Annotated in this window: 22 protein-coding genes, 1 pseudogene and 1 riboswitch; of the genes and pseudogenes, 7 read left to right on the top strand and 16 right to left on the bottom strand. The window is 42.7% G+C overall.

The window, feature by feature from the left end; all coding sequences use genetic code 11:
- Positions 1–91: 91 nt before the first annotated feature.
- Positions 92–238, bottom strand: a riboswitch (FMN riboswitch).
- 116 nt (positions 239–354) lie between these two features.
- The gene (locus tag M3234_RS04965) at positions 355–816 is read right to left on the bottom strand and encodes a GyrI-like domain-containing protein (protein WP_262303645.1); all 462 of its coding nucleotides are present in this window, start codon (positions 814–816) and stop codon (positions 355–357) included.
- A 166-nt stretch (positions 817–982) separates the two neighbouring features.
- A complete protein-coding gene (locus M3234_RS04960; protein WP_262303644.1) occupies positions 983–1,819 on the bottom strand; it encodes an oxidoreductase in 837 nt (278 codons plus the stop codon).
- Between the two features lie 280 nt (positions 1,820–2,099).
- On the opposite strand from M3234_RS04960, the gene M3234_RS04955 reads away from it, so the two are divergent.
- Entirely contained in the window at positions 2,100–3,086 is a 987-nt protein-coding gene (locus M3234_RS04955) for an NERD domain-containing protein (RefSeq protein WP_262303643.1), read from the top strand.
- Positions 3,087–3,522: 436 nt separating this feature from the next.
- Here M3234_RS04955 and M3234_RS04950 read toward each other — a convergent pair whose 3' ends face one another.
- The 6 genes from M3234_RS04950 to M3234_RS04925 form a co-directional block, all read right to left on the bottom strand.
- A complete protein-coding gene (locus tag M3234_RS04950; RefSeq protein ID WP_066308488.1) occupies positions 3,523–3,726 on the bottom strand; it encodes a cold-shock protein in 204 nt (67 codons plus the stop codon).
- 90 nt (positions 3,727–3,816) lie between these two features.
- Positions 3,817–4,563: a Cof-type HAD-IIB family hydrolase gene (locus tag M3234_RS04945; RefSeq protein WP_285858270.1), complete on the bottom strand. Its 747-nt coding sequence runs from the start codon at positions 4,561–4,563 to the stop codon at positions 3,817–3,819.
- 153 nt (positions 4,564–4,716) lie between these two features.
- The gene (locus M3234_RS04940; protein WP_262303642.1) at positions 4,717–6,432 is read right to left on the bottom strand and encodes an ABC transporter ATP-binding protein; all 1,716 of its coding nucleotides are present in this window, start codon (positions 6,430–6,432) and stop codon (positions 4,717–4,719) included.
- Positions 6,433–6,563: 131 nt separating this feature from the next.
- Positions 6,564–6,866 carry an iron-sulfur cluster assembly accessory protein gene (locus tag M3234_RS04935; protein WP_262303641.1) on the bottom strand — a complete coding sequence of 101 codons (303 nt, stop codon included), beginning with the start codon at positions 6,864–6,866 and terminating at the stop codon, positions 6,564–6,566.
- Positions 6,867–6,977: 111 nt separating this feature from the next.
- Positions 6,978–7,673, bottom strand: coding sequence for a CDP-diacylglycerol--serine O-phosphatidyltransferase (pssA, locus tag M3234_RS04930; protein WP_262303640.1), 696 nt, complete (start codon positions 7,671–7,673; stop codon positions 6,978–6,980).
- A gap of 154 nt (positions 7,674–7,827) precedes the next feature.
- Positions 7,828–8,613 (bottom strand): TerC family protein, encoded by a 786-nt coding sequence (locus M3234_RS04925; RefSeq protein ID WP_262303639.1) that lies wholly within the window; start codon positions 8,611–8,613, stop codon positions 7,828–7,830.
- Between the two features lie 352 nt (positions 8,614–8,965).
- Between M3234_RS04925 and M3234_RS04920 the strand changes: the two genes are divergently transcribed.
- Positions 8,966–11,032, top strand: coding sequence for a peptidoglycan D,D-transpeptidase FtsI family protein (locus M3234_RS04920; RefSeq protein ID WP_262303638.1), 2,067 nt, complete (start codon positions 8,966–8,968; stop codon positions 11,030–11,032).
- 20 nt (positions 11,033–11,052) lie between these two features.
- On the opposite strand, the gene M3234_RS04915 is transcribed toward M3234_RS04920, so the two are convergent.
- Genes M3234_RS04915 through M3234_RS04905 form a run of 3 tightly spaced genes read right to left on the bottom strand, consistent with a single transcriptional unit; the run spans position 11,053 to position 14,686 of the window.
- Positions 11,053–11,508, bottom strand: coding sequence for a (2Fe-2S)-binding protein (locus M3234_RS04915; RefSeq protein ID WP_262303637.1), 456 nt, complete (start codon positions 11,506–11,508; stop codon positions 11,053–11,055).
- Between the two features lie 18 nt (positions 11,509–11,526).
- Positions 11,527–12,366, bottom strand: coding sequence for an FAD binding domain-containing protein (locus M3234_RS04910; protein WP_262303636.1), 840 nt, complete (start codon positions 12,364–12,366; stop codon positions 11,527–11,529).
- Positions 12,353–14,686, bottom strand: coding sequence for a xanthine dehydrogenase family protein molybdopterin-binding subunit (locus M3234_RS04905; protein WP_262303635.1), 2,334 nt, complete (start codon positions 14,684–14,686; stop codon positions 12,353–12,355). Before M3234_RS04905 ends, M3234_RS04910 begins: the two co-directional genes overlap by 14 nt.
- A 248-nt stretch (positions 14,687–14,934) precedes the next feature.
- On the opposite strand from M3234_RS04905, the gene M3234_RS04900 reads away from it, so the two are divergent.
- The 3 genes from M3234_RS04900 (at position 14,935) to M3234_RS04890 (ending at position 18,143) form a co-directional block, all read left to right on the top strand.
- Positions 14,935–16,257 (top strand): MFS transporter, encoded by a 1,323-nt coding sequence (locus M3234_RS04900; protein WP_285858313.1) that lies wholly within the window; start codon positions 14,935–14,937, stop codon positions 16,255–16,257.
- Between the two features lie 211 nt (positions 16,258–16,468).
- Positions 16,469–16,819, top strand: a complete 351-nt coding sequence (locus tag M3234_RS04895) for a hypothetical protein (RefSeq protein WP_262303634.1) — start codon at positions 16,469–16,471, stop codon at positions 16,817–16,819.
- A 160-nt stretch (positions 16,820–16,979) separates the two neighbouring features.
- Positions 16,980–18,143: a TIGR04053 family radical SAM/SPASM domain-containing protein gene (locus tag M3234_RS04890; RefSeq protein ID WP_262303633.1), complete on the top strand. Its 1,164-nt coding sequence runs from the start codon at positions 16,980–16,982 to the stop codon at positions 18,141–18,143.
- Between the two features lie 34 nt (positions 18,144–18,177).
- On the opposite strand, the gene M3234_RS04885 is transcribed toward M3234_RS04890, so the two are convergent.
- The 4 genes and pseudogenes from M3234_RS04885 to M3234_RS04870 all read right to left on the bottom strand — a co-directional run bounded on the left by M3234_RS04885 (position 18,178) and on the right by M3234_RS04870 (position 21,035).
- Positions 18,178–18,768, bottom strand: coding sequence for a Ger(x)C family spore germination C-terminal domain-containing protein (locus M3234_RS04885; protein WP_262303632.1), 591 nt, complete (start codon positions 18,766–18,768; stop codon positions 18,178–18,180).
- Between the two features lie 116 nt (positions 18,769–18,884).
- A complete protein-coding gene (locus M3234_RS04880; protein WP_262303631.1) occupies positions 18,885–19,277 on the bottom strand; it encodes a Ger(x)C family spore germination protein in 393 nt (130 codons plus the stop codon).
- A complete protein-coding gene (locus M3234_RS04875) occupies positions 19,274–19,681 on the bottom strand; it encodes a hypothetical protein (RefSeq protein WP_262303630.1) in 408 nt (135 codons plus the stop codon). The genes M3234_RS04880 and M3234_RS04875 overlap by 4 nt, the downstream gene beginning before the upstream one ends.
- 20 nt (positions 19,682–19,701) lie before the next feature.
- Positions 19,702–21,035: pseudogene (locus tag M3234_RS04870) on the bottom strand (spore germination protein).
- Between the two features lie 169 nt (positions 21,036–21,204).
- Here M3234_RS04870 and M3234_RS04865 point away from each other — a divergent pair.
- Complete coding sequence (locus tag M3234_RS04865; protein ID WP_262303629.1) at positions 21,205–22,485, top strand: hypothetical protein; 1,281 nt, start codon at positions 21,205–21,207, stop codon at positions 22,483–22,485.
- Between the two features lie 38 nt (positions 22,486–22,523).
- Positions 22,524–23,474 (top strand): magnesium/cobalt transporter CorA, encoded by a 951-nt coding sequence (gene corA / locus M3234_RS04860; RefSeq protein WP_262303628.1) that lies wholly within the window; start codon positions 22,524–22,526, stop codon positions 23,472–23,474.
- A 47-nt stretch (positions 23,475–23,521) separates the two neighbouring features.
- Here the strand turns inward: corA and M3234_RS04855 are convergent, their stop codons facing one another.
- A complete protein-coding gene (locus M3234_RS04855) occupies positions 23,522–23,833 on the bottom strand; it encodes a hypothetical protein (RefSeq protein ID WP_262303627.1) in 312 nt (103 codons plus the stop codon).
- Positions 23,834–23,897 lie beyond the last annotated feature (64 nt).

Raw genomic sequence — 23,897 nt, 5'->3', positions numbered from 1 at the left:
ACCCTGAAGATTATTCCTTCAGGGGTCAGAAAATGGCAATAGCAAATTAAGGCTTAAAAATGGACAATTTTTGCCCAGTCTTAAACCTGCATTTTTCCTTCTCCCATCCAGACTTTAACTGTCGGCTCCGGAATTTCACCAGATCCACCGTTTAACCAAAGGTTAACCGGGTCACGGACTAAGAAGCTAAAGCTTCATCACCGCCGGTTCGGAATTTCACCTGACCCCGAAGGAATTCATATTAAACTTTACTTTTATAGTATTATACCCTACTTATTATTAGATAGGAAATTTATTGCCCATAAATAACAAAAAGAAGAGGCATTCCCTTTCCTTATCTGTTATTTCCAAGATCTACTTATATACTTTTACAGGCAGATAAATTTCAAAATGAAGTTCTCCGCTGGTATTTTGTGGTTTATCCTTATAAATTTCGAGGCTTAAAGCATTTTGGTCATGATCATAACCGTATTCCTGCATCCACTTGAACAGTTGAAGATATGTATTTTCAACTTCTTCGGGTTTACCGAGGTAGGTAGTAAAAACATAATTCTTTGGTGGAATCGTGAAACCTACCATGCCAGCAGGGACCCGCTCAATTTTTTCAACAGGCGCAGTTACATAATAGGTAAATTCTGTCTCCCGGCTATGAAATGGGGCAATTAGCACAGGTTCTTCCGCCTTATATGGAATTTCCTCCAGACGTTCCTCCAATTCTGTGAACATGCGGGGAATTGTGCTCGTCTGTGAATATGTTCCATTCCAACTAATACCTACTACTTTTAGGCTATCCTTCTCTACTACTTTTATATCCAAATGAAGCCCCCCTTTTGTATTATCTTATTTCTATTATTCTCACAATATCCACAAATTCCTGCTAAAAAATTTCGACTTTTTCAAAATATATTATTTCGGAAAAACTTGGAACAAAATTCCATTTTCATGCAGTTGGATAAATTAAGTATAAAAAAGGGAATATGGTTTATTTTGGAAGCTGTTTAGAAAAAATTGCTTCCCAGCGTCTCCAAGGGAGAAGGTTTTTCAGAATAATGATTGCTTTTACTCCTTTTCCTATTGGATAGCGAAGCGTCGGCCTCTTCATTATTGATACCTCGGCAATTTTCTTGGCCACGTCACGCGGGTCACCGAACTGGTCATTCCCCGATTCAATATAGTTTTCTAAATTCCTCATAAAGTCATAGTATGGAGATTCTGCTGAAGAACTCGTTACTTGTTTGCCAGATGTCCAAATATTGGTTTGGTAGGATCCAGGCTCAATTAACACAACATCCACGCCAAAAGGCATCATTTCCAGGCGGAGGCTTTCACTCCACCCCTCAAGTGCATGCTTGGAGGCCACATATGGCGATAACCCCGGGAACGCTACTATTCCGCTGATGCTGCTGACATTGATAATTTTTCCTCGCCTTTCCCTGCGCATAAACGGCAGCACAGCCTTCGTGACAGCAATTACGCCGAATACATTTGTTTCAAATTGCTTTCTATATTCATCCACAGGCAATTCTTCGACAAACCCTCCCGCTGCATAGCCGGCATTATTAACCAAAACATCGACCCTGTTAAGCGATTCCAGCAGCGGGGTTAATTTTTTTATAGAGGTTTCCGAGGTGACATCGAGTTCGTGGATAATGATCTTTTGTTCAAGGCCGTGCAGTTTAGCTTCGTTTAATAGTCCCTGACTCTTGTCAGGATTCCGCATTGTAGCCACCACTTTGAATCCTTTTCGGGCCAGCTCTAGTGTTGTAAGCAAGCCGAATCCACTCGAAGCCCCGGTCACAATCGCAATCTGTTCGTTCATAATAGCCGCCTCCTTTTTTTATATTATAGTAGTTTTAGGGTGACCGCGGATATATTTTGGTTTTGCGCGGATATATTTAATTTTCCGCAGATATAATGGATTTATCGCAGATATATTCTCGGTTAGCGCAGATATCCGCCGAAACATCGCAGATATAATTTTTCGCCGAACCTCTATCCATAAAATTGTCACAAAAAATTGATAAAATCCTACAAATTTCGGCAGGATTCTCTAACTAAAATTAGAATTCTATCAGCAAACAAAAAAAGGAGTGATTCATTTGATCATCAAAAAGCGGTATATTCCTCTAATTATTCTCATTTTGGAGGCGTTATTACGAAGACTTGTAAAAAATCATCCGAAGCGGCCAATTATAATGGAAGATTTGGAGAAATGGCGGTCAGGATTTTGGGGCGAAGAGTCCATTGACTTTTATTTGGGCGCTCTCCCGGAAAAAGATTACCACATTTTCCACGACCTAAACTTTCAAGACGGAGATTTTCACCACCAAATTGACACCTTCCTTCTATCACCCCAACGAGGTATTATTATTGACGTAAAAAACTACACTGCAAAAATTTTCATCGACACAGACACCGAACAATTGGTTCAAAAAACAGAAGATCGGGAGAAACCTTATCCTTATCCGATTGCGCAGGTGGAGAGACATCAGAGGTTTATAAGGAAGCTGTTGGCCGAATATAATTTTCCTGCCATCCTGATTGATTACCTTGTTGTCTTTAGTAACACCAATGCAATTCTCCATTTTACCGGAAGAAATTCTTACAAGGTCCAGCAGCATATATGTAAATCCCCGAGCCTATTCAATAAAATTAAGACATTTGAAAATCTTTACAAGACAGAAATCCTCTCACCGAAGGATCTCCGCAGGTTAAGCAAACTGCTGTTAAAGCTCAATACACCTCCAACTATTGCCATCCTTCAGAGATATGGAATCCAAAAGTGGGAGTTGCTGCTCGGGGTCCATTGCCCGGTCTGCAATCATCTTCCCATCCAACGCAAGGATAAAAATTGGTTTTGCCCCTCTTGTGATAAATGCGTGAAAGAAGATGCTCTGGTCACTGCTCTGCAAGATTATTTTTTGTTGATTGGGCCAACAATAACTAACAAGCAGTTCCGTGAGTTCGCTCGGGTTGATTCACCGGATGTTTCTGGAAGATTACTCCGTTCAGCCAATTTAAATTGTTCGGGGACCAACAAGGGACGGATCTATTATCCAGATGAAATCCCTTGGAGAAAGTCTTAAAAAGAGGCTATCGCAGATAAAATTCAATTATCGCAGATATATTTGGTTTTCCGCAGATAAAATGGATTTATCGCAGATATATTCTCGGTTAGCGCAGATATCCGCCGAAACATCGCAGATATAATTTGTTACTCACATTATTCATCCGGTTTCTACTTAAATTTACCGGCTGCGCCCACAATTTTAAGTAATTTTTAAAAAAAATCTCAATTTCAAGCTCAGAACTCCTTTTGAGGACACAACAAACCCAAAATTACTCCTTTTTTGAAAAAACCCGCCCAATGATAGACACACAAAAAGTCAACCGACCTACTCTTGATAGCAAAAATGCCAATCGACCGACAGTGCACACACAAAAAGGCCGCTCACCCATACGTGAACGGCCAAAATTGAAGAAAACAGACTTCCTTGAGTAGAGTCTGTTTCATTCATAGTCTTAAGATTCTTTACGGACATTTACTGCCTGCGGCCCGCGCTGGCCATTTTCAATGTCAAAGCTGACCTCTTGACCTTCTTCCAGAGATTTGTATCCTTCGCCTTGAATGGCGGAGAAATGGACAAAGACATCTTCGCCACCCTCACGTTCAATAAAGCCAAACCCTTTTTCGCTGTTAAACCATTTTACTTTTCCGCGTTCCATTTCGTTGTAGCCTCCCACAAATAAATAAGCTTTTAAAAAAAGCTTATTTATAGGTTTTCCGGCGATGGCTGCTTTTATTCAAAAAAATTATTATTCGCTTAAAACCCATTTCCGGATCGCCTGGGCCACGCCATCCTCTTCATTTGTTGCGGTAACCCAGTCTGCCGCTTTCTTCAACGTCTCCTGGGCATTCCCCATTGCGACACCAATTCCTGCTTCCATAATCATCGCTAAATCATTCAAGCTGTCTCCAACGGCCATCACATTTTTCATTTCAATGCCAAGCCGGTCGCAGACGAGTTGGAGTCCCTTCGCTTTACTGATGCCAATTGGGTTTACCTCAATATTGTGCGGCATGGAGTTCGTTAATTCAAATTCACCTTTTGCCTTAAGCTCGTGAAGAATTAATTCTCTTGTAGCATCGTCGTGAACATTAAAACCGAATTTCAACCAGTCCACATTATGTAAATCCTCCGGAATTTCATTATGCCAATTTCGCTCGGTGTTGATTGCCCAAAACGTCGCATTGTGCTGCTTGGCCAGCTCTAGCATCCATTCGATATGGTCTGTTTTCAGCAAATTGCGCTCAACAAGCTCGCACTTTTCATCCCAGATTTCACTGCCATTGACCGTTACTAAGTAAGATGCCAGTCCCAGTTCATCAGCATGCGGCCGGCAGTTTTGAAGAGACCGCCCAGTGCTTAGCACCACATGAACGCCCTTCTCCTGCGCTTCCTTGATCGCTTGTCGATTACCATCGGAAATTTCATGTTGATTATTTAACAATGTTCCATCCATATCAAGTGCGATTAGCTTGATTATAATATCTTCTTTCAATTGTTTCCATTCTCCCTTCAGACGAAATCTACATATAAGATTACCATTTTTAATCAAAAAGAGCCAAAATGCGAAACTTAGTTGACATAATATATTTATAGTTATGAATCAAAAAATAAACCCTGCGAAACGGGTCGCAAGGTTCACATCTGTTTATTGTTGAAATTGTACACGGTGAAGATTGGCAAATATACCTCCTTGTTCAATCAATTCATCATGGGCCCCCTCTTCGGCAATGCCGTCCTCTGTTATGACGACAATCCGGTCAGCATTGCGGATGGTGGCCAAACGATGGGCAATGATTAACGTCGTCCGATTCTGGGCCAGCTCATTCAATGCCTCTTGGATCACCTTTTCTGTCTCGGTATCCAGTGCCGATGTGGCTTCATCTAGAATTAAAATCGGCGGATTTTTTAAGAACATTCGGGCAATGGCCAGCCGTTGCTTTTGGCCGCCTGACAGCTTTAGGCCCCGCTCGCCGATTTCCGTTTCGTAGCCATCCGGCAGAGAGGCAATAAATTGTTCAAGATGGGCGCGGCGGGCGGCATCATAAATCTCCTCATCAGTAGCATTCCGTTTTCCATAAGCGATATTTTCCCTGATGGTTCCGGTAAACAGAAACACATCCTGTTGGACGATCCCGATTTGAGAACGCAATGATTTTTTCGTCATGTCCCGAAGATCAAGTCCGTCAATCGTAATCGCGCCGCTAGTCACATCATAAAACCTTGGTATCAGCGAGCAAATCGTGGTCTTGCCGGCACCTGAAGGACCAACAAAGGCCACCGTCTCCCCGGCACGAATTTCCAAATTAATCTCTTCTAGGACTGTTTTATGCCGATCATAACGGAAAGACACGTCATGAAACACGATATTTCCGTTTAACGAAGCAACCTCCACGGCATCCTTTGTATCTTGGATCTCAGGCGCGGAATCAATCAGTTCGATGAACCGTTTAAACCCAGCCATTCCTTTTGGATACAATTCCATAATCGCGCTGATTTTATCGATTGGTTTAACCAAAACATTCACATAAAGGACAAAACCGACTAACTCACCATATGAAAGCTGACCAGTAAAACTGAGCCATGCCCCGTAAACCAACACAATAATCGTAATCATTCTGGTCATCATGTAAATTCCAGACAGGCTGAACGACATGACGCGATAACCGCCCAGTTTCGCGGCGCGATATCGTTGGTTGTTTTTCCTAAAACTGGCAATCTCAAAATCTTCATTTGTAAAAGATTGCACAACGCGGCTGCCGGAGACACTGTCCTCCACCCGGGCATTTACATCGGCAATACTTGCATACATATTGGACCAGGCCTTGTTCATTTTCAAATTGCAAAGAATAACCAGTACGATTAACAGCGGAAGAATCAAAAGAATGGAAAGCGCCAGTTTGACATTGATGGTAAACATAATCCAAAATGCGCCAATGAACGTCATAATGGCGATAAACACATCTTCAGGGCCGTGATGGGCTAGCTCGCCAAGGTCGAACAAATCATTGGTGATCCGGCTCATGATGTGCCCTGTTTTTGTATTATCGAAAAAGCGGAATGACTGCTTTTGGACATGCTCAAACAATTCCTGCCGCATATCTGTTTCAATATTGATGCCAAGTTTATGTCCCCAATAATTCACAACAAACTGTAAAAACGTACTTATTAAATATAATGAAAACAGCCCAATACTGACCGAGACAATCGCCGGCCAGTCACTCTCTGGCAGCAGGTCATCAATAAACCATTGGACCGCAAGCGGAAACGCCAATTCTAAAACTGCCACCACCACGGCACTGCTAAAATCGAGGATGAACAGCTTTTTATGCGGCTTATAATAAGAGAAGAAACGTCGAATCATGAAAAATCCCCTTTTGTCTGAAGTTGCAATAATTGGATTATATGAAAAAGTGCGCAGCTTTTTCAACAATTTTGAATCTTTTAAAAAACAAAAGAAAACACTTGAACCGGAGTCCAAATGTTTTCGTAACATTAATGATGGTGGTGGTGGCCCTTGGCAGGATTGGTAATGACCCATTCTTCCTGGGGAACCTGGAAGTATTGAATCCAAATATTTTCTAAGTATTCATTGCCTTTTTCAATGATGAAATCAATCTCCTTATCGGATGAGACCACAGTATCATTTTCGGTTGGAGTATCAAGCATCAAGTCATAATGGGCATGATCGCCGTGAACGCTTGTCACGTAAACTCTAAACAATTTTCCTTGTGCTTCCTCCTGAGCTAGCATTTCCTTCAACGCTTTTGCCGCACTTCGATTAACTTTTACTTTCATGGCTGTTCCTTCTTTCTGCGAAAATCGGGTGTAAACCCATACCTATATAAAATAGACAAATTTCGTAATAATTACCAGCTTTTTTAATCATTTTCCTATTCTGCCACCACATTACTTGGTTTTCCGCTTGCGTTTACGCCGCACCTGCTGAAACACGATGAAGGCGATATAAAGCGGGACGGCGACGTAAATAAAGTAAGGATAGCGCTCTCTTGTTAAACTTAGGTAAATCGCATAGGCCAAAAAGGCAGTGACAATAATGCCGTATTTTGGGAGCGGAATTTCCTTTAAGCTTGGTATTTTAATTGTACTGACCATTAAGAAACAAATGGCAAAAAATGAGACTGGCAGAATGAACGCAGGCATTTTTCCGTGAAACAGTGTTAATAGGGTTAACAATCCGCCGCCGGCAGTAATCGGGACCCCGGTAAAATATTTAAGTGAAGATTTGACCGCATTAATATTGAAGCGGGCCAGCCGATAGGCACCGAACAGCGGAAACAACCCGGCAATCGCCATCCCGAAAATGCCAAAGTTTGAAAAATAGGAATAATAGGCCATCATTGCCGGAGCAACTCCAAAGGTAACAACGTCGGCAAGCGAGTCCAATTCTTTGCCTAGTTCACTTTGCACGCGCAGGATCCTAGCAATCCGCCCGTCCATACTGTCCAGCATCATCCCGATTAAAATGAGGATGGCGGCATTTTTATAGTCTCCCTGTGCAGAATACATGATCGACAAAAAGCCGAAAAATAAATTAAACAGCGTAAATAAATTTGGAATACTGTTCTTAATAATATGTATCACTCCATTTTCCAATTACCCTTATAAATATAAGCTTTTCATAAACAATTCCATAATAGCTTCCCCATAAATCATAACACTTTTTATGTTTAGAATGATATATTTTTAACAATCGAGGGCAATCCCATGTTATAAAGGATTGCCCATTATGACTATTTTAAGATGCCGTTGATTTATTTTCCGCCTCGTTAGGTTGTTTATCCTTTGAAAAAAACCAGCCTGCTGCCGCGATTCCAACAAGAACAAGATAAAAGCTCAGTTTCCACTCTGTGGAGTGGGCAAATTCTTCGCTAAGGATTGCCAGCGCCGGATGTGATAGGGTATAGACGGCAAGCTTGACGCCCACCCAGCCAACGATGGCAAAGGCGGCAATTTCCAAACCGGGCTTTTTTTCCAGGAGCTGTACGAACATGTTTGCCGCAAAACGCATAATCACGAGGCCGATGATTCCGCCGGCAAAAATGACCAGGAATTTGCCGCCGTCGAGTCCTCCGATATTTGGCAGCGGCGTATTCGGAAGAACGACGGCCATTGCGACTGCTGCAAGGATGGAGTCGACTGCAAAAGCAATATCTGCTAATTCAACTTTAAATACCGTACTCCAAAAGCCTCCTGCTTTTTTTACTTCTGTTGTTTTTTGCTCGTTTTTCCCTTTCACGAATAGCTTTCGGAAAATATGATTTCCGGCCATGAATAATAAATATATGGCGCCGATTGCCTGAACCTGCCATACATCGACAAGAAAAGAAATGGCAAATAGCGAGGCAAAGCGGAACACAAACGCTCCCGCCAACCCATAAAATAATGCCTTCTTTCGTTCCTCTTCCGGCAGATGTTTAACCATAATCGCCATAACTAATGCATTATCCGCAGCGAGAAGACCCTCCAGTGCCACCAATACAAGTAAAACCCAGCCATATTCCAATAATAGTGCGAAATCCATGAATGTTTCCTCCTTAATAGTACGGTTTTTTAAAATATTCCTCTCGCCATAAAAATAGGCCTTTACCGATTACAGTAAAGGCCTAAATAAACACAGAAAAGACCTTTACCTGTAAAGTAAAGGTCTTGCTAACAACGTTAAAGTTGCCAACAAAGCCGGAGGAAGAATCCTCGAAATGACGACTTTATTGTAGCAGCTACTCCCCTTTAAAAAGGAACTATTTTGTTACTAATAGAATATTATCATCTAAGCCAGATGTCAATATTAGTTTTAAAGATTTAGAAATTTTATTTTTCGTTGAAACAGGCATACTAAAAAGGAAACAGCTGTACGAAAAAGGAAGTGGCATTCTGTGGAGGACCAAAAAAAGAAAAAATCTCATTTTCCCTTTCGGTTAAATTTGCTTTTTTTTAGCGTGTTTTTATTATTCTCCGTTCTAATTTTGCGCCTTGGTTTTGTTCAGATTGTTTACGGGGAGAATTTTAAGCGGGACCTGGAACGGAAGGAAGATGTGACGGTGAGCAATCCGGTGCCGCGAGGAGTCATGTTTGACCGTGACCTGAGAGTGGTCGTAAACAATGTTCCGGTTAGGGCGATTACGTTTACAAATGAAGGCTTCACCACTAAAGAAATGCTTGAAACCGCAGGGAAATTAGCCCAGCTGATTGATAAAAAAACCGATAAAGTAACAGATATGGATAAGCGTCATTTTTGGATCATGAAGAACCCAAAACTTGCCGAAGCCAAAATTACGAAAGAAGAAAAGCAATTATACATAGCAAAAAAATTAACGGACAGTGAACTATATAAATTAAAGCGTGACCGGATTACCCCAGAAGAATTAGCGGCATTTACTGATGAGGATCTTGAAGTGATGGCGATATTCAAGGAATTTACCAGTGGCTATAAATTCACCTCGCAAATAGTTAAAAACGAAGATGTCACCGATGAGGAAGTTGCGGTTGTCAGCGAAAATCTTCAATCTCTGCCCGGTGTTGATACCACCACGGATTGGGAACGGGCCTATCCATTTGAACATACTTTACGCTCTGTTTTAGGCAAGGTAACCAAATCGGAAGAAGGGCTTCCCGCTGACCAATTAGATTATTATTTGGCGAGGGGCTACAGCCGCAATGACCGGGTTGGCAAAAGCCAACTGGAATTGCAGTATGAGGAAGTATTAAGAGGCTATAAGTCTAAAGTGAAAAATATCACCGATAAAACCGGGAATGTCATTGAAACCATGCCTGTTACCAGTGGCCAAAAAGGTAAAGATCTTATCCTGACATTGGATATGAAGCTGCAAAAAGCCGTTGATCAGATTATTGAGGAGGAGCTTTGGTCAGCGAAACGTATGTCGGGAACAGCGTTAACCGACCGGGCCTATGTTGTGCTATTGGAGCCTTTTACCGGGGAGGTATTGGCAATGGCGGGAAAAAAAATTGTCAAAGACCGGGCGACAGGAAAACCAGTGATGGAGGACGATGCCCTTGGCACCTTTACCACCACCTATAATGTGGGCTCAACCGTGAAGGGGGCAACCATTTTAACCGGCTATAAGACAGGTGCCATCTCTCCGGGAATGGTCTTTGATGATAGCGGTATTAAGATTAAAGACACAAAGGTAAAAAAATCCTATGCTTATTTGGGAAGATTGAATGAAATGGATGCCTTAAAGAAATCCTCCAATGTGTACATGTTCCATACAGCAATCAGAATTGGAAATGGACGTTATGAATACGATCAGCCGCTCAATTTTAACAATAATGCCTTTGAAATTATCAGAAACCATTTTGCGTCATTTGGTCTTGGAACAAGAACGGGCATCGACCTGCCTAATGAACAAGCCGGTTTTAAAGGCCAAAGCCGGCTTCCTGGTTATTTGCTTGACCTAGCCATTGGACAGTATGATACCTATTCCACTATGCAATTGGCACAATATATATCCACGATTGCCAATGGGGGCAATCGAATGCAGCCTCATGTGGTTAAGGAAATTCGCAATCCTTCCGATGATTCTGGGCATTTGGGACCTGTTTCGCAAGAGATTCATCCCGTTGTCCTGAATACGATTGATGTCAAAAAGGAATGGATCAACCGAGTCAAGAAAGGCTTTAAAAAGGTGATGCAGGAGCCGGGCGGAACTGCCTATAAACATTTTAAAGATGTTCCCTACGCCCCCGCTGGAAAAACTGGAACCGCCGAAGCCTTTTATGATGGCCCGGAGCGGCACAGATTTGGCAAAGAGCCCCCTTCTGTCATAAATCTCAGCCTGGTTAGCTATGCACCTAGCAACAATCCGGAGGTGGCTATGGCCGTATTAGTTCCCTGGGCCTACCAGGGAGACAATAACAACCAGCTCAATTTTAAAATCGGCCGGAGAGTGATGGATACTTACTTTCAATTAAAGAACCAATAAAGGGTGCCGATTGGCACCCTTTATTCTTTATTTATCACCGATTTCACCGCTTGTTGAATTTCGGCATAGCCAGTACAGCGGCAAATATTGGATTCAAGCCACTCTTTGACTTTGGCGTCGTCGGCATCGGGATGGTGCTGGATTAATGAACGGCAATTCATAATAAACCCGGGAGTGCAATAGCCGCATTGAAAGGCGAAGTTCTCAACAAAGGCATGTTGGATTGGCTCTCCCTTCACTCCCTCCACTGTTGTTACTTCCTTTCCTACTGCCTCTACCGCTAACATCAAGCACGATTTCATTGGCCAACCATCTACATTTACTGTACACGCCCCGCAATCCCCGTTCAAACAACCTGGCTTGGCACCGGTCAAACCCAGGTTACCGCGGAGCGCATATAACAATGTGTCGGCAAACCTGACATTTACAACACGTTTTTCTCCATTTATGTGTAAGGTTAATGACTGTAAGCCCAAGTCGCAACGCTCCTCCCATTATGAGTTGATCCCATCTAGTTCGGCCAAAATGTCGTTTAACAGATTTTGCAAAACAAACAACCGATAATCGGCTGATCCCTCAATATCATTCAAAATCGGCTCCGGAAGCACGGTTAATGCAGCAGACACCCTATTTTCTACTGACAAGCCATCCCTGTTTATGGCGGCTTCCATCTGGTTGGAACGGAACGGAAACGGACATAGCCCGCTGATGGCAACACGTATTTCCCCGCCAATTTTTAGGGCGGCCGCCGTAATTAACGGGTAACCGGTCTCCCATTGCTGGCGACGCTTAATGCTAATGAATGGGACATCGACATGACGCTTATCGGTGGCCAGTTGAACAAGGAATTCACCATTCCCTAGCTGCAGCGTCTTTTGAAAAAGTTCATCAATATAGTGGACCTTAACCCCCTCCGGTCCAATGATTACAGCTTGACTGTCAGCGAGGAGAAACGGCAATACGGCCTCACGGTAAAATATTTGTCCGCAAATATTGCCGCCCAGCGTTATTTTTCCACGGGCGGTATGGTCGGCAATCTCGCTTGAGGTTTTGGTCAACAACGGGAACAGATTGGCCTCTTCGATTGCCGTCAATGTCAAGGCGCTTCCCAAAACCAAATAATCACCGTCAAAACCGATCTCTCGACACTCAGGAATATCCTTGATATCAATAACGGCATCGGTAAAAACCAGATCAATCCTGCCAAGCGTGATCAGCTCTGTCGCACCGGAAATGTACATTGGTTGCCGGCCGGATTGTCGCAAGTGCCGATAAAGCTCCACTGCCTCCTGCAAATTTTTCGGGCGGTAGTAATCAAAGTCAAAGGGAAGCATGGTGGGTTCCCCTCCTTGCTTTCCAGATTAACTCCGGAATCAGCGGCAGATTGTTTAGCGGAACACCTGCAGCAATCGACAAGGCATTGCCCAATGCGCCGGGCATTCCCATCAGGCCATGCTCGCCCAATCCCCTTGCCCCGTACGGTGAATCAAGCGCCGGTCTTTCTACAAATCCGACTAAGTAGTCGGGATTTTCACCGTACCTGAGCGGCCGATAGGTACGGAGCTGCGTGTTTAATACCCTGCCAAGCTCATCAAAATAAAATGTTTCCCGGCCGGCAAATGCCAGCCCCATGCTCATGGCCCCCATCACCTGGCCAAGGGCTGCTTTTTCATTCATGACTTTGCCGGCATCCACCACCGAGCAAGCCTTCAAAATCCTGTAGGTGCAATCCCGCCGGTCAAATTCAATTTCAACTGCATAGGCTGCTGGTGTCCATTCCGGCCCAGGCTTCCCCGCTCCGGTCTCCGGGTCAAGATGGGTCAAATGCCGCAATACAAAATTGCCCCGGCCAATGATTTGTCCACCAATCGTATTGCCGTTCGGATATTTATACCCATAGCCTACCTCTTTAAAATGAAGCCCAATCGAAGGATCATCTCGCAAAAAGACGCGGCTGTCCGCCACCTCGAAATCCTCTACAGGCGCCCTTAAGGCACAAGAGGCTACCTCTTTTAGCTGGCGGATCACATCATCTGCAGCCTCCAATACAGCCCGGCCGCCCATATATGTTCCACGGCTTGCCACCGTTTTCCAATGTTCAGGTGTAGTTTGTGTGTCGACCTCCATCCGGACATGGATTTTATCCACATCCATTTTCAGCCGTTCCGCCAGTATTTGTGCCAAAATGGTTTTCGTGCCGGTCCCGATTTCGACTACACCAGACATTAGGTTGATGCTTCCGTCCCGGTTGAATGTCAAAATCGCACCGGACGGGGCATCAGTGTCGATTGTGGAGGTTTTCCAGCTGCAGCTTACCCCCTTTACCCTGACGAGCCGTTCATTGATTTCTTGGATCTGCCCCTCATCCCATTTGATTAACTCTCTTACTTTTTCAATACAACTTGGCAAATCACCCAAGTTACTGCTATTTAACTTCACTCTCGTAGGTGTTGTATCTCCTGGTCGGATGGCATTGATATAGCGCAGCTCGAGCGGGTCCATGTTTAATTTTTGCGCCAGAAGATCCATTGTCCGTTCGATGGCAAACGAAAGTTCGGAGTGGCTGAAGCCCCTGAATGGAGCGGCAAATGGATGGTTCGTATACATGCAGTAGGAGTCGCACCACACATTGTCAATGCGGTAGGGGCCGGTGCAGTCCACCGCGCCGGACCTTGTTACATCGATGGCTTTGTCAGAATAGGCCCCGCCATCCCATAAATATTGAATGAATGCCGCCTTTAGTTTTCCGTCACGTCCGGCCCCCAATTTGACGGTGGCATCAAGTCCTATATGACAAGGGGAAGTAATCATGTCCTCTTCCCGGGTATTCCATACTTTTACTGGTCTTCCGCCTACCTCCTTCGAGGCCAAGTATGCAAGCACCTCTAGATGGACGGAGGCCTTTCCGCCGTATGCACCGCCAACGAGCGGCGTATGGACGATAATTTTGCCCATGTCTTCATCAAAATACATGGAAATCAATCGTTTGACCATAAACGGTGCCTGCGACGAGGTCATGATGATAATCTTGCCGTCAGGCGTAATCTCGGCTGTAGAACACCTGGTTTCCATGGCTGCATGGTCGGAAGGCGAGAACGAAATACTCGCTTCAACTACTGTTTCACTTTCCGCCCAGCCCTGCTCCATGTTCCCTTTGCGGATCTTGATATGTGTCGCGATATTCGTGCCTGGCACCGGATGAGAATCTTCTTCCTTTTCATATTCCCCGAGGTGCTCATGAACCAAAGGCGCATCCCGCTGAAACGCCTGTGTCGGTGAATTCACCACCGGAAGCAATTCATATTGAACATGGATTAGGTCGGCTGCCGTTTTTGCCTGCGTCGGTGTATCGGCAACAACAAGTGCAACGGGCTCTCCATGATAGCGAACTTTACCGACAGCGATTGGCGGCCTGTCGCGGATGGCCTCGCCGGTCAGCGGATAATGCTTCCCCGCTAAAATGGCCCTGACACCGGGCACCTTCCAGGCCCTTGATGTATCGATATTGACTATTTTTGCATGACCATAGGGGCTGATGACTATTTTCCCTGACAACATCCCGGTGGATTGATAGTCATTCGTATACTTTGCCCTTCCGCTTACTTTGTCGTAAGCCTCTTTCCGGATGACACTTTTGCCAACAACCTTCAACATCTTTCCCCCTCTCCGGAGACTTGCCATCTATAAATATGAACCAATACAAAAACTCCTACCGTATTTATATGGATGAGATGGCTATTCCTAGAATGGTAATTTTCTTTAATAGTTAAAAAGCCGGTGGGAAAAGCTAAACTAGTCAAACTATAAAACAGATGCCTTTTTCTCCTCTGAAGAGATGAAAGGAATGAATAGAATTGAAACGTAAAAGAACACTATTTATTACTGCCGTTGCATCCGGGACAATGTTAAATCCACTAAATTCTTCGATGATTGCCCTGGCACTTCACAGTATTCAAAAAGATTTTCAGCTTTCTTTCGCAACAGCGTCCTGGTTGATTTCCAGCTTTTATTTGGCAAGTGCCGTAGCCCAGCCTGTTACAGGAAAAATTGGAGACATATTCGGAAGAAAAAAGACATTTTTAATCGGTCTTGGTCTCGTAGCGCTTTCGGCATTTGGTGCCCCATTATCCGGTACATTCCTCATGCTGCTCGCCATGAGGCTTGTTCAGTCCATCGGCAGCAGTGCGATTTATCCTTCAGGAATGGCGCTAATTCGTGAGCATATTAAAGAAAGACAAGCTTCTGCTCTTGCTGTCCTCTCCATTTTTGCATCGGCAATGGTGGCGCTCGGGCCGACCATCGGAGGCTTCCTGATTGTCTGGGGAAGCTGGCCGGCCATCTTCTGGGTGAACTTTCCTTTTGTTCTGATCAGTTTTCTCCTTGGCTGGTTTATGTTCCCTAAGGATGTTAAGAGGGACAGAGATACTGTTAGTAGATTATTCTCAAGCCTTGATTTTTGGGGAATGGGATTTTTTGCGGCCGGAATGGTACTGACATTATGGTTTCTGTTGTCATTTAATGCAAAGGTCCATTACTTGACGGGGTTCGCAGGACTATTTTTCTTTGGGTTGTTTGCCTGGCGGGAATTAAGAGTTCGAGAACCTTTTATCGATATTCGGATTTTTAAAACCCATCCGCAACTGACAATGGTTTATTTGCAGTTTATTGTGTTAAATATCTTTTTTTACTGTTTATTTTTTGGTCTCCCCAGCTATTTTCAAGAGGTGCTGCGCTTAAGTGTTGAAAAAAGCGGAGTATTGATGCTGTTCATGTCTGGCGTCAGTATTTTGATTTCAACCATTGCAGGAAAGTGGATTGATAAAGCAGGCGTATACCAACCGATCATGATCGGTGCGTTTATTTCTATTATTGGCGCGACTGCGTTTACCTTCTTTTTTCCTGGGGCTTCCTATCTGGTGTTAGGATTCATCTTGGCGCTAATGGGGTTAAGCTATGGTATTGGCAATGTCGTACTGCAAGTCGCGATGCTGAGGGAAAGCCCGAAGGAAATTGTTGGCACGACATCGGGATTGTTTCAAACCTGCCGCTATTTAGGGTCGATTTTTTCGACCATTATCCTTGGCTTGATTTTTGGTGAAAATATTTCCTCAGAAAGTATAATAACCGTCGGGAAAGTGCTAATCTTTACAGGCACCGTGAGTTTTATAATGAGCCTATGGTTTTCAAGAGAAACACTAAACCTTTTTAAAATAAAGCGTGTCTAATATTTCTTAAACTCTTCATGCTTCCTTCATAGTTTGTTCATATTTAACCGCTATGATGGTAATGGGTTCTCAGTTAGAGCCCTTCAACCTCCGCCCCCTTTTATATAGATGTTGCTTGAAGCCCGGCATATGCCGGGCCTATTTTTTTAGGTATACTTCTACCAATCCCTGTCAATAACAGTAAAAAAGGTTGAAAAGCAGGTGTTATTGATTGAAGGGAATTTATTTTATAAATGACCGTATCACTATTAACGGATTGTCCAAGGAAGAAAGCATCAGATTGCAAGAACATGCTATCGAGAATTTTATGAGAGAACAAAAAATTCAAGCCATCAAGCTGAATCCCTATCAATTAAATGACTATTACACCATTCCGCATGCCCTTTTATATGATTTAAAAAAGGTCAAAAGTCAATTTGACTGCTTGATCCATTATTCCCAGCAGGTAATTGAAGATTTCATGTTTACCTATCCAGCAAAATGGCTGATTCTTAAAAGTTACTTTAAAGAAATTATCGTCATTGAAAATCAAAACGACCAGTCTGTACAAAAAATTAGCTAACAAAAAAATCCGCTTTCATCTAAGCGGATTTTTTTATTTCTAGCTTTCATAATGTAGAAATATTGTAACAAACCTGCCATGCACATTTTAATAACAAATTTATAATAAACCTATAGACATATTTTCCTATACAAAAATCAAATAAAGCATGGTGATGAAAATGCAAGGAATTAGTAAAGGACATCCACACGGAATGAGCAAGACAATCGATTATGACCAAAACCCGTTCATTGTTATTTGGGAAGTGACGAGGGCTTGTCAGTTAAAGTGCGTTCACTGCCGTGCTGATGCACAGCTTACGCCTGACCCTCGCGAGCTGTCTCATGAGGAAGGAATCAATCTGATTGACCAGATTTATGAAATGGATAATCCGATGCTGGTATTTACCGGCGGGGATTGCATGATGCGTGAGGACTTATTTGACCTTGCGGATTATGCAGTTAGAAAAGGTATGCGTGTTTCGATGACACCAAGTGCCACTGCTAATGTTACAATCGAAAAAATGAAACGCGCCAAAGAAGTTGGACTATCCCGCTGGGGTTTCAGCCTCGACGGCCCGACACCGGAAATTCATGACCATTTCCGCGGTACACCTGGGTCATTCGATCTTACAGTTGAGAAAATCAAATACCTGAATGAGTTGGAAATGCCGGTGCAAATCAATACAGTTATTTCACGTTACAACTATGATTCACTTGAACAAATGTCGAAGCTTGTCGGGGAACTTGGCGCTGTGATGTGGTATATCTTCTTGCTGGTACCGACCGGAAGAGGCCAATTGGATGCCTGTATTTCCCCTGCTGAACATGAAAAGGTATTCCGCTGGCTATATGAATTAAGCAAAACAGCACCGTATGATATTAAGACAACTGCAGCCCAGCATTACCGCCGCGTTGTCCTTCAGGAGAAAATGCGCGATCATTTGATTGAAAGAGGCGATATTCACTACGAGGACACGATTACCACCGACTTCGCTTCAATGCATGACGGGTTAAAGCGGGCACCAAAGGGCGTTAACGATGGAAATGGCTTTGCCTTCGTTTCCCATATCGGCGATGTTATGCCAAGCGGCCTCTTGCCGATTGTCGGTGGCAATGTCAGAGAAACTCCACTTGCCGAAATTTACCGTGAGGCAAAAGTGTTTAAAGAACTGCGTCAGCCTGACAACTATAAAGGAAAATGCGGCGTTTGCGAATATAACAAAATTTGCGGCGGTTCCCGCTCCAGAACTTATGCCGTAACAGGCGATTATTTGGAAAGTGAACCATTCTGCGTTTATATCCCGCAGGCAATGCGTAAAAAAGAGACGGCACCAACCGTTTAGCAAACAAAAGGCAGCCCAAGGGCTGCCTGTTTGTTTATTCAATTAGACCTGTATCTGAGATTTGGACTTTGGATTTCACCTTAAATTTTATGGTTGGATAAATTTTCTTCCACTCTTCCCAATCATTTTTGCTGAAATGGCGGGCACGGTAGTGCAGGCCAAACCCTATGGGGTCAAGATTGGCTGATTGGATTTTCTCCAGCAATGCCTTCATTTGCTGTTCCACTTGTTTTGCCGCTGCCTTTTCGTATATGGATAGCTGGCTGTTGTCTATTTTCTGGCTGGTTTCCTCAATTCTCCCTTCTATTAAAATTTGAACATCTATGTATGGCTGTTTTCCCTTCGGTGTAAGAATCCAGTATTTCGTTTTTACCTTATTGGTGTCAATTGTAAATGTTGTTTCTCCTTTATTTGCCCATAACGCGCTTTTTTCCTGCTGGTTCAGAAAATAGCTTAAAAACTTGGTTTCTTCTTGGGAGAGGATTAACTGAAGACGGCTCTTATTAAAAAGTCCGACCGTATTGATTTCGAATATCTCTTTTTTGGGTTCAATAACCGGGAGCATCGGATCGAGCCCCTTTTCTATCAGCCGTTTTTTAAAATCAAACAGAAATTCTGAAATCACATATGGTGTTTCCGATCCATCTCTCCCAAGGGCAAGGAATATCGAATCTGACGGCAAATGTTCAAACTTTGGCTTACTTTAAGAGCTTCCAATGCTGTTGAACTGGAGACAGCCAACTAAGCAATTTGCTGAATATCCCGCCTTCGCGATAACCAATAGTAAATGCCGGCATTTCCTCCGCCTTTTGCAACTTCCTGACTAAAAATAACGGCTTTGTTATGGCTGAAATCAATTTCTTTATCAACTTTTGTTTTAATCGCTCTGATCGCCTCTGACATAGAATCCGCTTCTTGGGAAACAACTGTAAATTGATTTGGCTGTTCCTTGGAAGCGCTTGGGATGGCAAACTTAAGACTGATCAAATATTTTTTTGAACTGTCCTTCGCTGCGTCCACACCAATAGTAACAGCAAACAAGCGCTTATCAATGTCCTTAAAGCCGCATCCGGTCAAGGACAGTATTGAAACCAGTATGACTACAATTTGTTTCCAATACCCCCTATTCCTCAAGCTGCCCGCCTCCTCAACCAAAAAGCCGTAATCACTACAAGGGCACTTTCAATGAACAACCGAACAATCAGCCAATAAACCGTTATTTTATTAAGCTGCAGTGTATTTAATTTTTCCACTGCTGCTATTGAAATAAGAGTGAAGGCTGCCATAGCAATCCAATTTATCTTTTTATAATCCCAATTTTTATTGATTCCCTTTAACAATTCCAATGCTACGTGCCAGTGAATCGAGATACTTAACAAGGAAATGCTTATATAAAACATGAGGAAAAGAAAAATTACCCGCTCAATTGGGCTATAAACCAGGCGCAGCGAATCCGATTGAAGCAGGGTTCGCGGAACAAACATAATAACATTGATCATCATGTTACAAACAACTAAATATAAAAAATACCGATTCAACAGCCTCCCTCCCAGTTGACCTATTTATCCTTTGCTGTGTCTTGTATTAACGTGAAATAAGGCTCACCAAAACTATCAAGCTTGACCATATAGGTAACAAACATGAAAAAGCCAAGTACAACCCCCACTAATCCAAACAATGTTCCCAATAGCAAAATAAAATATTTGACCACCCTAATGGAGAAGCTGAAGGCATTGATCGGCACCACAAAATTGGCAATTGCAACAACCGAGACAATGATTATCATAATATTACTGACCAGCCCAGCTTCTGTTGCCGCCTGCCCAAAATTAAACCGCCTACTGTCGTGGCAGTCGGGCCGATCGCCTTTGGCAGACGGATCCTTGCCTCTGTGAGCATTTCCATCATAAACAGCATTAGCAGCACTTCTACAAACGATGGGTACGGGAAGGCCGTTCTGCTCCCGGCAATGGAAAGCGCCAATTGAACGCGGAATAACTCTGGGTTATAGCTGGTTACGGCAACATACAATCCAGGCGTTATCAGGCTAATCAATAGGCCAATATAACGGATTACCTGCAGGAACCTACCAACCCAATAGGTTTGATAAATATCTGCCATTGAAACCATAAAATCTTTCATTACAGTCGGGAGTATAATGGCAAATGGGGAGCCATGGACAAGTAGAATAATTTTACCTGTCGCCAAATTAATCGCGGCCCGGTCAGGTCTTTCCGTTGCCAGCATAATGGGAAATAAGGCCCGATAACTCTTTTTAATAATATCCAATAACTGTTCTCCGGACTGAAACATATTGACATCGATTGATGCCAGAAACTCTCTTATCCGATCCAGCGTATCCTTGTTTGCGCGCTTTGTATCATAAACCAGCATAACCTGGGTTTTGGAAATCAAGCCGACATTCGAGGACTCAACGGTTAAGGTGGCAGATGGATAGCGATGGCGGATTAGTCCAAGGTTTGTTGGAAGGCTTTCGCTGAACCCTGATTGCGGGCCTTGGATGGTTGTTTCGACCGTCGTATCCTGGACTTGATTATTCCGGTCCACTTTACTGTCAAAAATAAAAACAAAATCTTGAAAAAAGATAATGGCAACCCCTCTTAACAGGTCGTCTATCGCTTTTTTCTCGGTTTCGTACTTACTGACTTTCGGATGCGATTGAAGATAGGCCGAGAATTCCTCCGCTCCCTGAATTTCAAAAAAAGGCTTCAAGATATTATCGTGTAGTACCGCTTCATCACTAATTGTTTTAATATATAAAACTTCAAGATATTTTTCCTTTGTAAAGTACTCTTTAAAAACCAAATCTTCGGAACTTTGAATATTGCTTAGTATGTCTTCTTTAATTAACTCAACCTTTGGGATAGGCATGTACGTTACACCACACTGTCATGACTGCTTTCCATTAATTTCCCACGAAGTTGGCAGATTATTCTAGGGTTAAACATCCGGCATTGGATTGCGTTTTTTATTTGATTAAGGTGGGAATATTTCGGGAATGTTTAGTTTAGAAACATTTTACGAAGGGGAATTATCTTTTATGGCGGATTTCACAACAACAGAAACGCAGGTTTCGAAAGCTCTATTTCAATTTTTCCTTCCCTTTACATACAAGGCTGACAGTGAGCTGCAGCTGCGGAAAAGTCTAGAAAACCATCAATTTACCAGCTTTCAATTAAATGATTTAGAACAGGAAGACAAATATTATGGGGGTTTTACGATTTCCCATCGAAATTTGGAGTCATTTTTTCTCCCGATGACTAATAAGATCCTGTTCCCGTCATCCGGAAAGGATAAAGGATACCATAGATACTCAAAGAAACTTTCCGACGAAAGCGCCATTGCGATTAACGACAGCATGATTCCGTTCCAGATTCACTCAGTTGACGTGATCCTCTGTCCCTATGAACTTGGCATCGTTACCATCCGAATCGAGCTAAATGACCTCGCTTTGGCTGATGCTATTACATTTACCGGCGGAGATGCCACCCGCATTCACCTTGGCCATGAATCAAAAGCAACTATCTTATATGAAGAAAAAAATGTTCTTTTCGTAATAGAGCTGGTCCGTAATATAGTGCCAGGGTGGGATCAGTTTATAAAAGGCAGTGACACAGCCGAATTTGATTCAAAAATTTATCTTCTATCATTTCTTTCCGTAAAAAATGACATAAAAACTCAATATCATTATGATGACTACGGTTTAGCCTGTATTTCTAGTCAAGACACTGACCAGCTGACAAGTCATTTTTATGGACGATATTATTACGCCCTGTTGACAAATTTATATCATCGGTTGTTTTTCCTAAAATTGTTGCAGGATTACGCTGATATTAATATTGAGGGTGATAAAAAGGCAATTAGACAACTGATCTATACAATGAATTCGTTTACTTCGAATTATTATTTTGTCACGATTCCACGCGACTCTGGAGGAGCAGAACTTTTTAATGGATTTAAACAAGCATTTCATATCGACAGCTTATACCAATGCTCTAAAGAAATCCTTACGTCCCTATTCCATTACCAGCAAAATACGGCCACAAAAAGGGACAGTTTTTTGCTATTGATTCTAACTCTCTATACCGTTATTTGCGGGATATTCAGCATGAATTTGTTCACTCATGATTTGGAAGGTAACATACATTGGGAGCGCTTGGCTTACTATAATCCATTTGAATATTTAGCTGTTTTTATTGTATTTAGTGGTATGATTATAGTGATGTACCTTGCCATCAGCAGTCTGATCCAGGGATGGCAGGATAAAAAGTTACGGAAAAAATGGATAGATAAAGCGGTGATATCACCAAAGAAGGAATAACTCCCGCTTGAATGACCGGTTTGTAAGGAGTCTCTATAATGATCAGAACGATAGCGGTAAATAAAAATTATGAATTGGTTCAGGACATCGAAATCACTAGACTTATTAACGGGGATTTTCTCTGGTACTGGATTGACTTTAATCAACCATCAGAGCAGGAGGTGGAATTTCTCCGGGATCCATTGTCATTTCATCCCTTAGCGATTGAGGATTGCATCTATCATTTGCAGCGGCCAAAGCTTGATTATTATGAAAATTATACGTTCTTTGTCACTCAAACGTTGAATCAGGAGACAATTACAAGAGATGAAGTGGATTTCTTCCTGAGCGAAAATTACATCGTGACCTTTCATCACCAGCCTTCATTGGAAATTAATGAGGTATGGAACAGACTCAGTCAATCGAATCAGATAAAAAAGTGGGATCCTTCCCATGTGTTGTATAATGTGATTGATAAAATGGTGGATAACTATTTCCCTTTGGTTTATAAAATTGAAGATCAGTTAAATGAGATAGATGAGAATTCTAAAGGGCGGTTGATGGAAGATTTATTGGAGGATTTATTTGATACCCGCCATCAGCTCCTGACAATGAGGCATACGATTACCCCAATGCGTGACCTGGTCTACCGCATCCTAAATTCGCAGCGGATGGAAGCGATGCAGGGTAAAATGGTTTATTTTTCAGATATTCATGACCATTTGCTTAAACTGACGGAAATGATTGAAGCAAGCCGCGAACTGACAACCGATATTCGCGACAGCTATATATCGATTAATTCCCATCAGACCAATCATGTCATGAAGGTTTTAACCGTTATTACGACCATCTTCATGCCGTTGACATTTATTGTTGGGTTGTATGGAATGAACTTTCAATACATACCAGAGCTTTCCTGGAAGTATGGCTATTTCTTTGTGTTAATCGTCATGTTTCTTGTTGGACTTGGGATGTCGTGGTGGTTTAAGAAAAAGGGTTGGTTTAAATAGTTGTGTTGTTAATAGAAAAGCGGAGGACCCGTCAGGTCTCCGCCTTTTTATTCCCAATTTTCATAGACAATTTCCCCGCCAGTCAAATCGATGGTGTTATGTTCCCCCTTATAATAGGTCTTTCCGTCCTTTTTAACAATAAGATTTTCATAAGTATAAACCTTTTGGCCATTTGGTAGATGAATCACTACCTTTGGCCCCAAGTCCACTTCGGGTGCTTCAATTTTTATTGTACTTTGATAATAATGACTGAAACCAAGGATCCCCATGGCTATCACAACTGCTAAAAACAGGTATAGAAACAGGCCCTTCCACGGAAATGGCTTGGACTTATTATGATATAATTCAAGTCTTGTCACTTTCTCCCTCTCTCCTTACTCTTATTCCCAATGATTGGCCTCCAAATTTAGAAATCGCCATTAG

It is taken from the genome of Neobacillus niacini (assembly GCF_023715785.1).
Taxonomy (GTDB): domain Bacteria; phylum Bacillota; class Bacilli; order Bacillales; family Cytobacillaceae; genus Neobacillus; species Neobacillus niacini_E.
The sequence above is the reverse complement of the archived record's forward strand: the minus strand, read 5'-3'. Positions and strand labels throughout refer to the sequence as shown.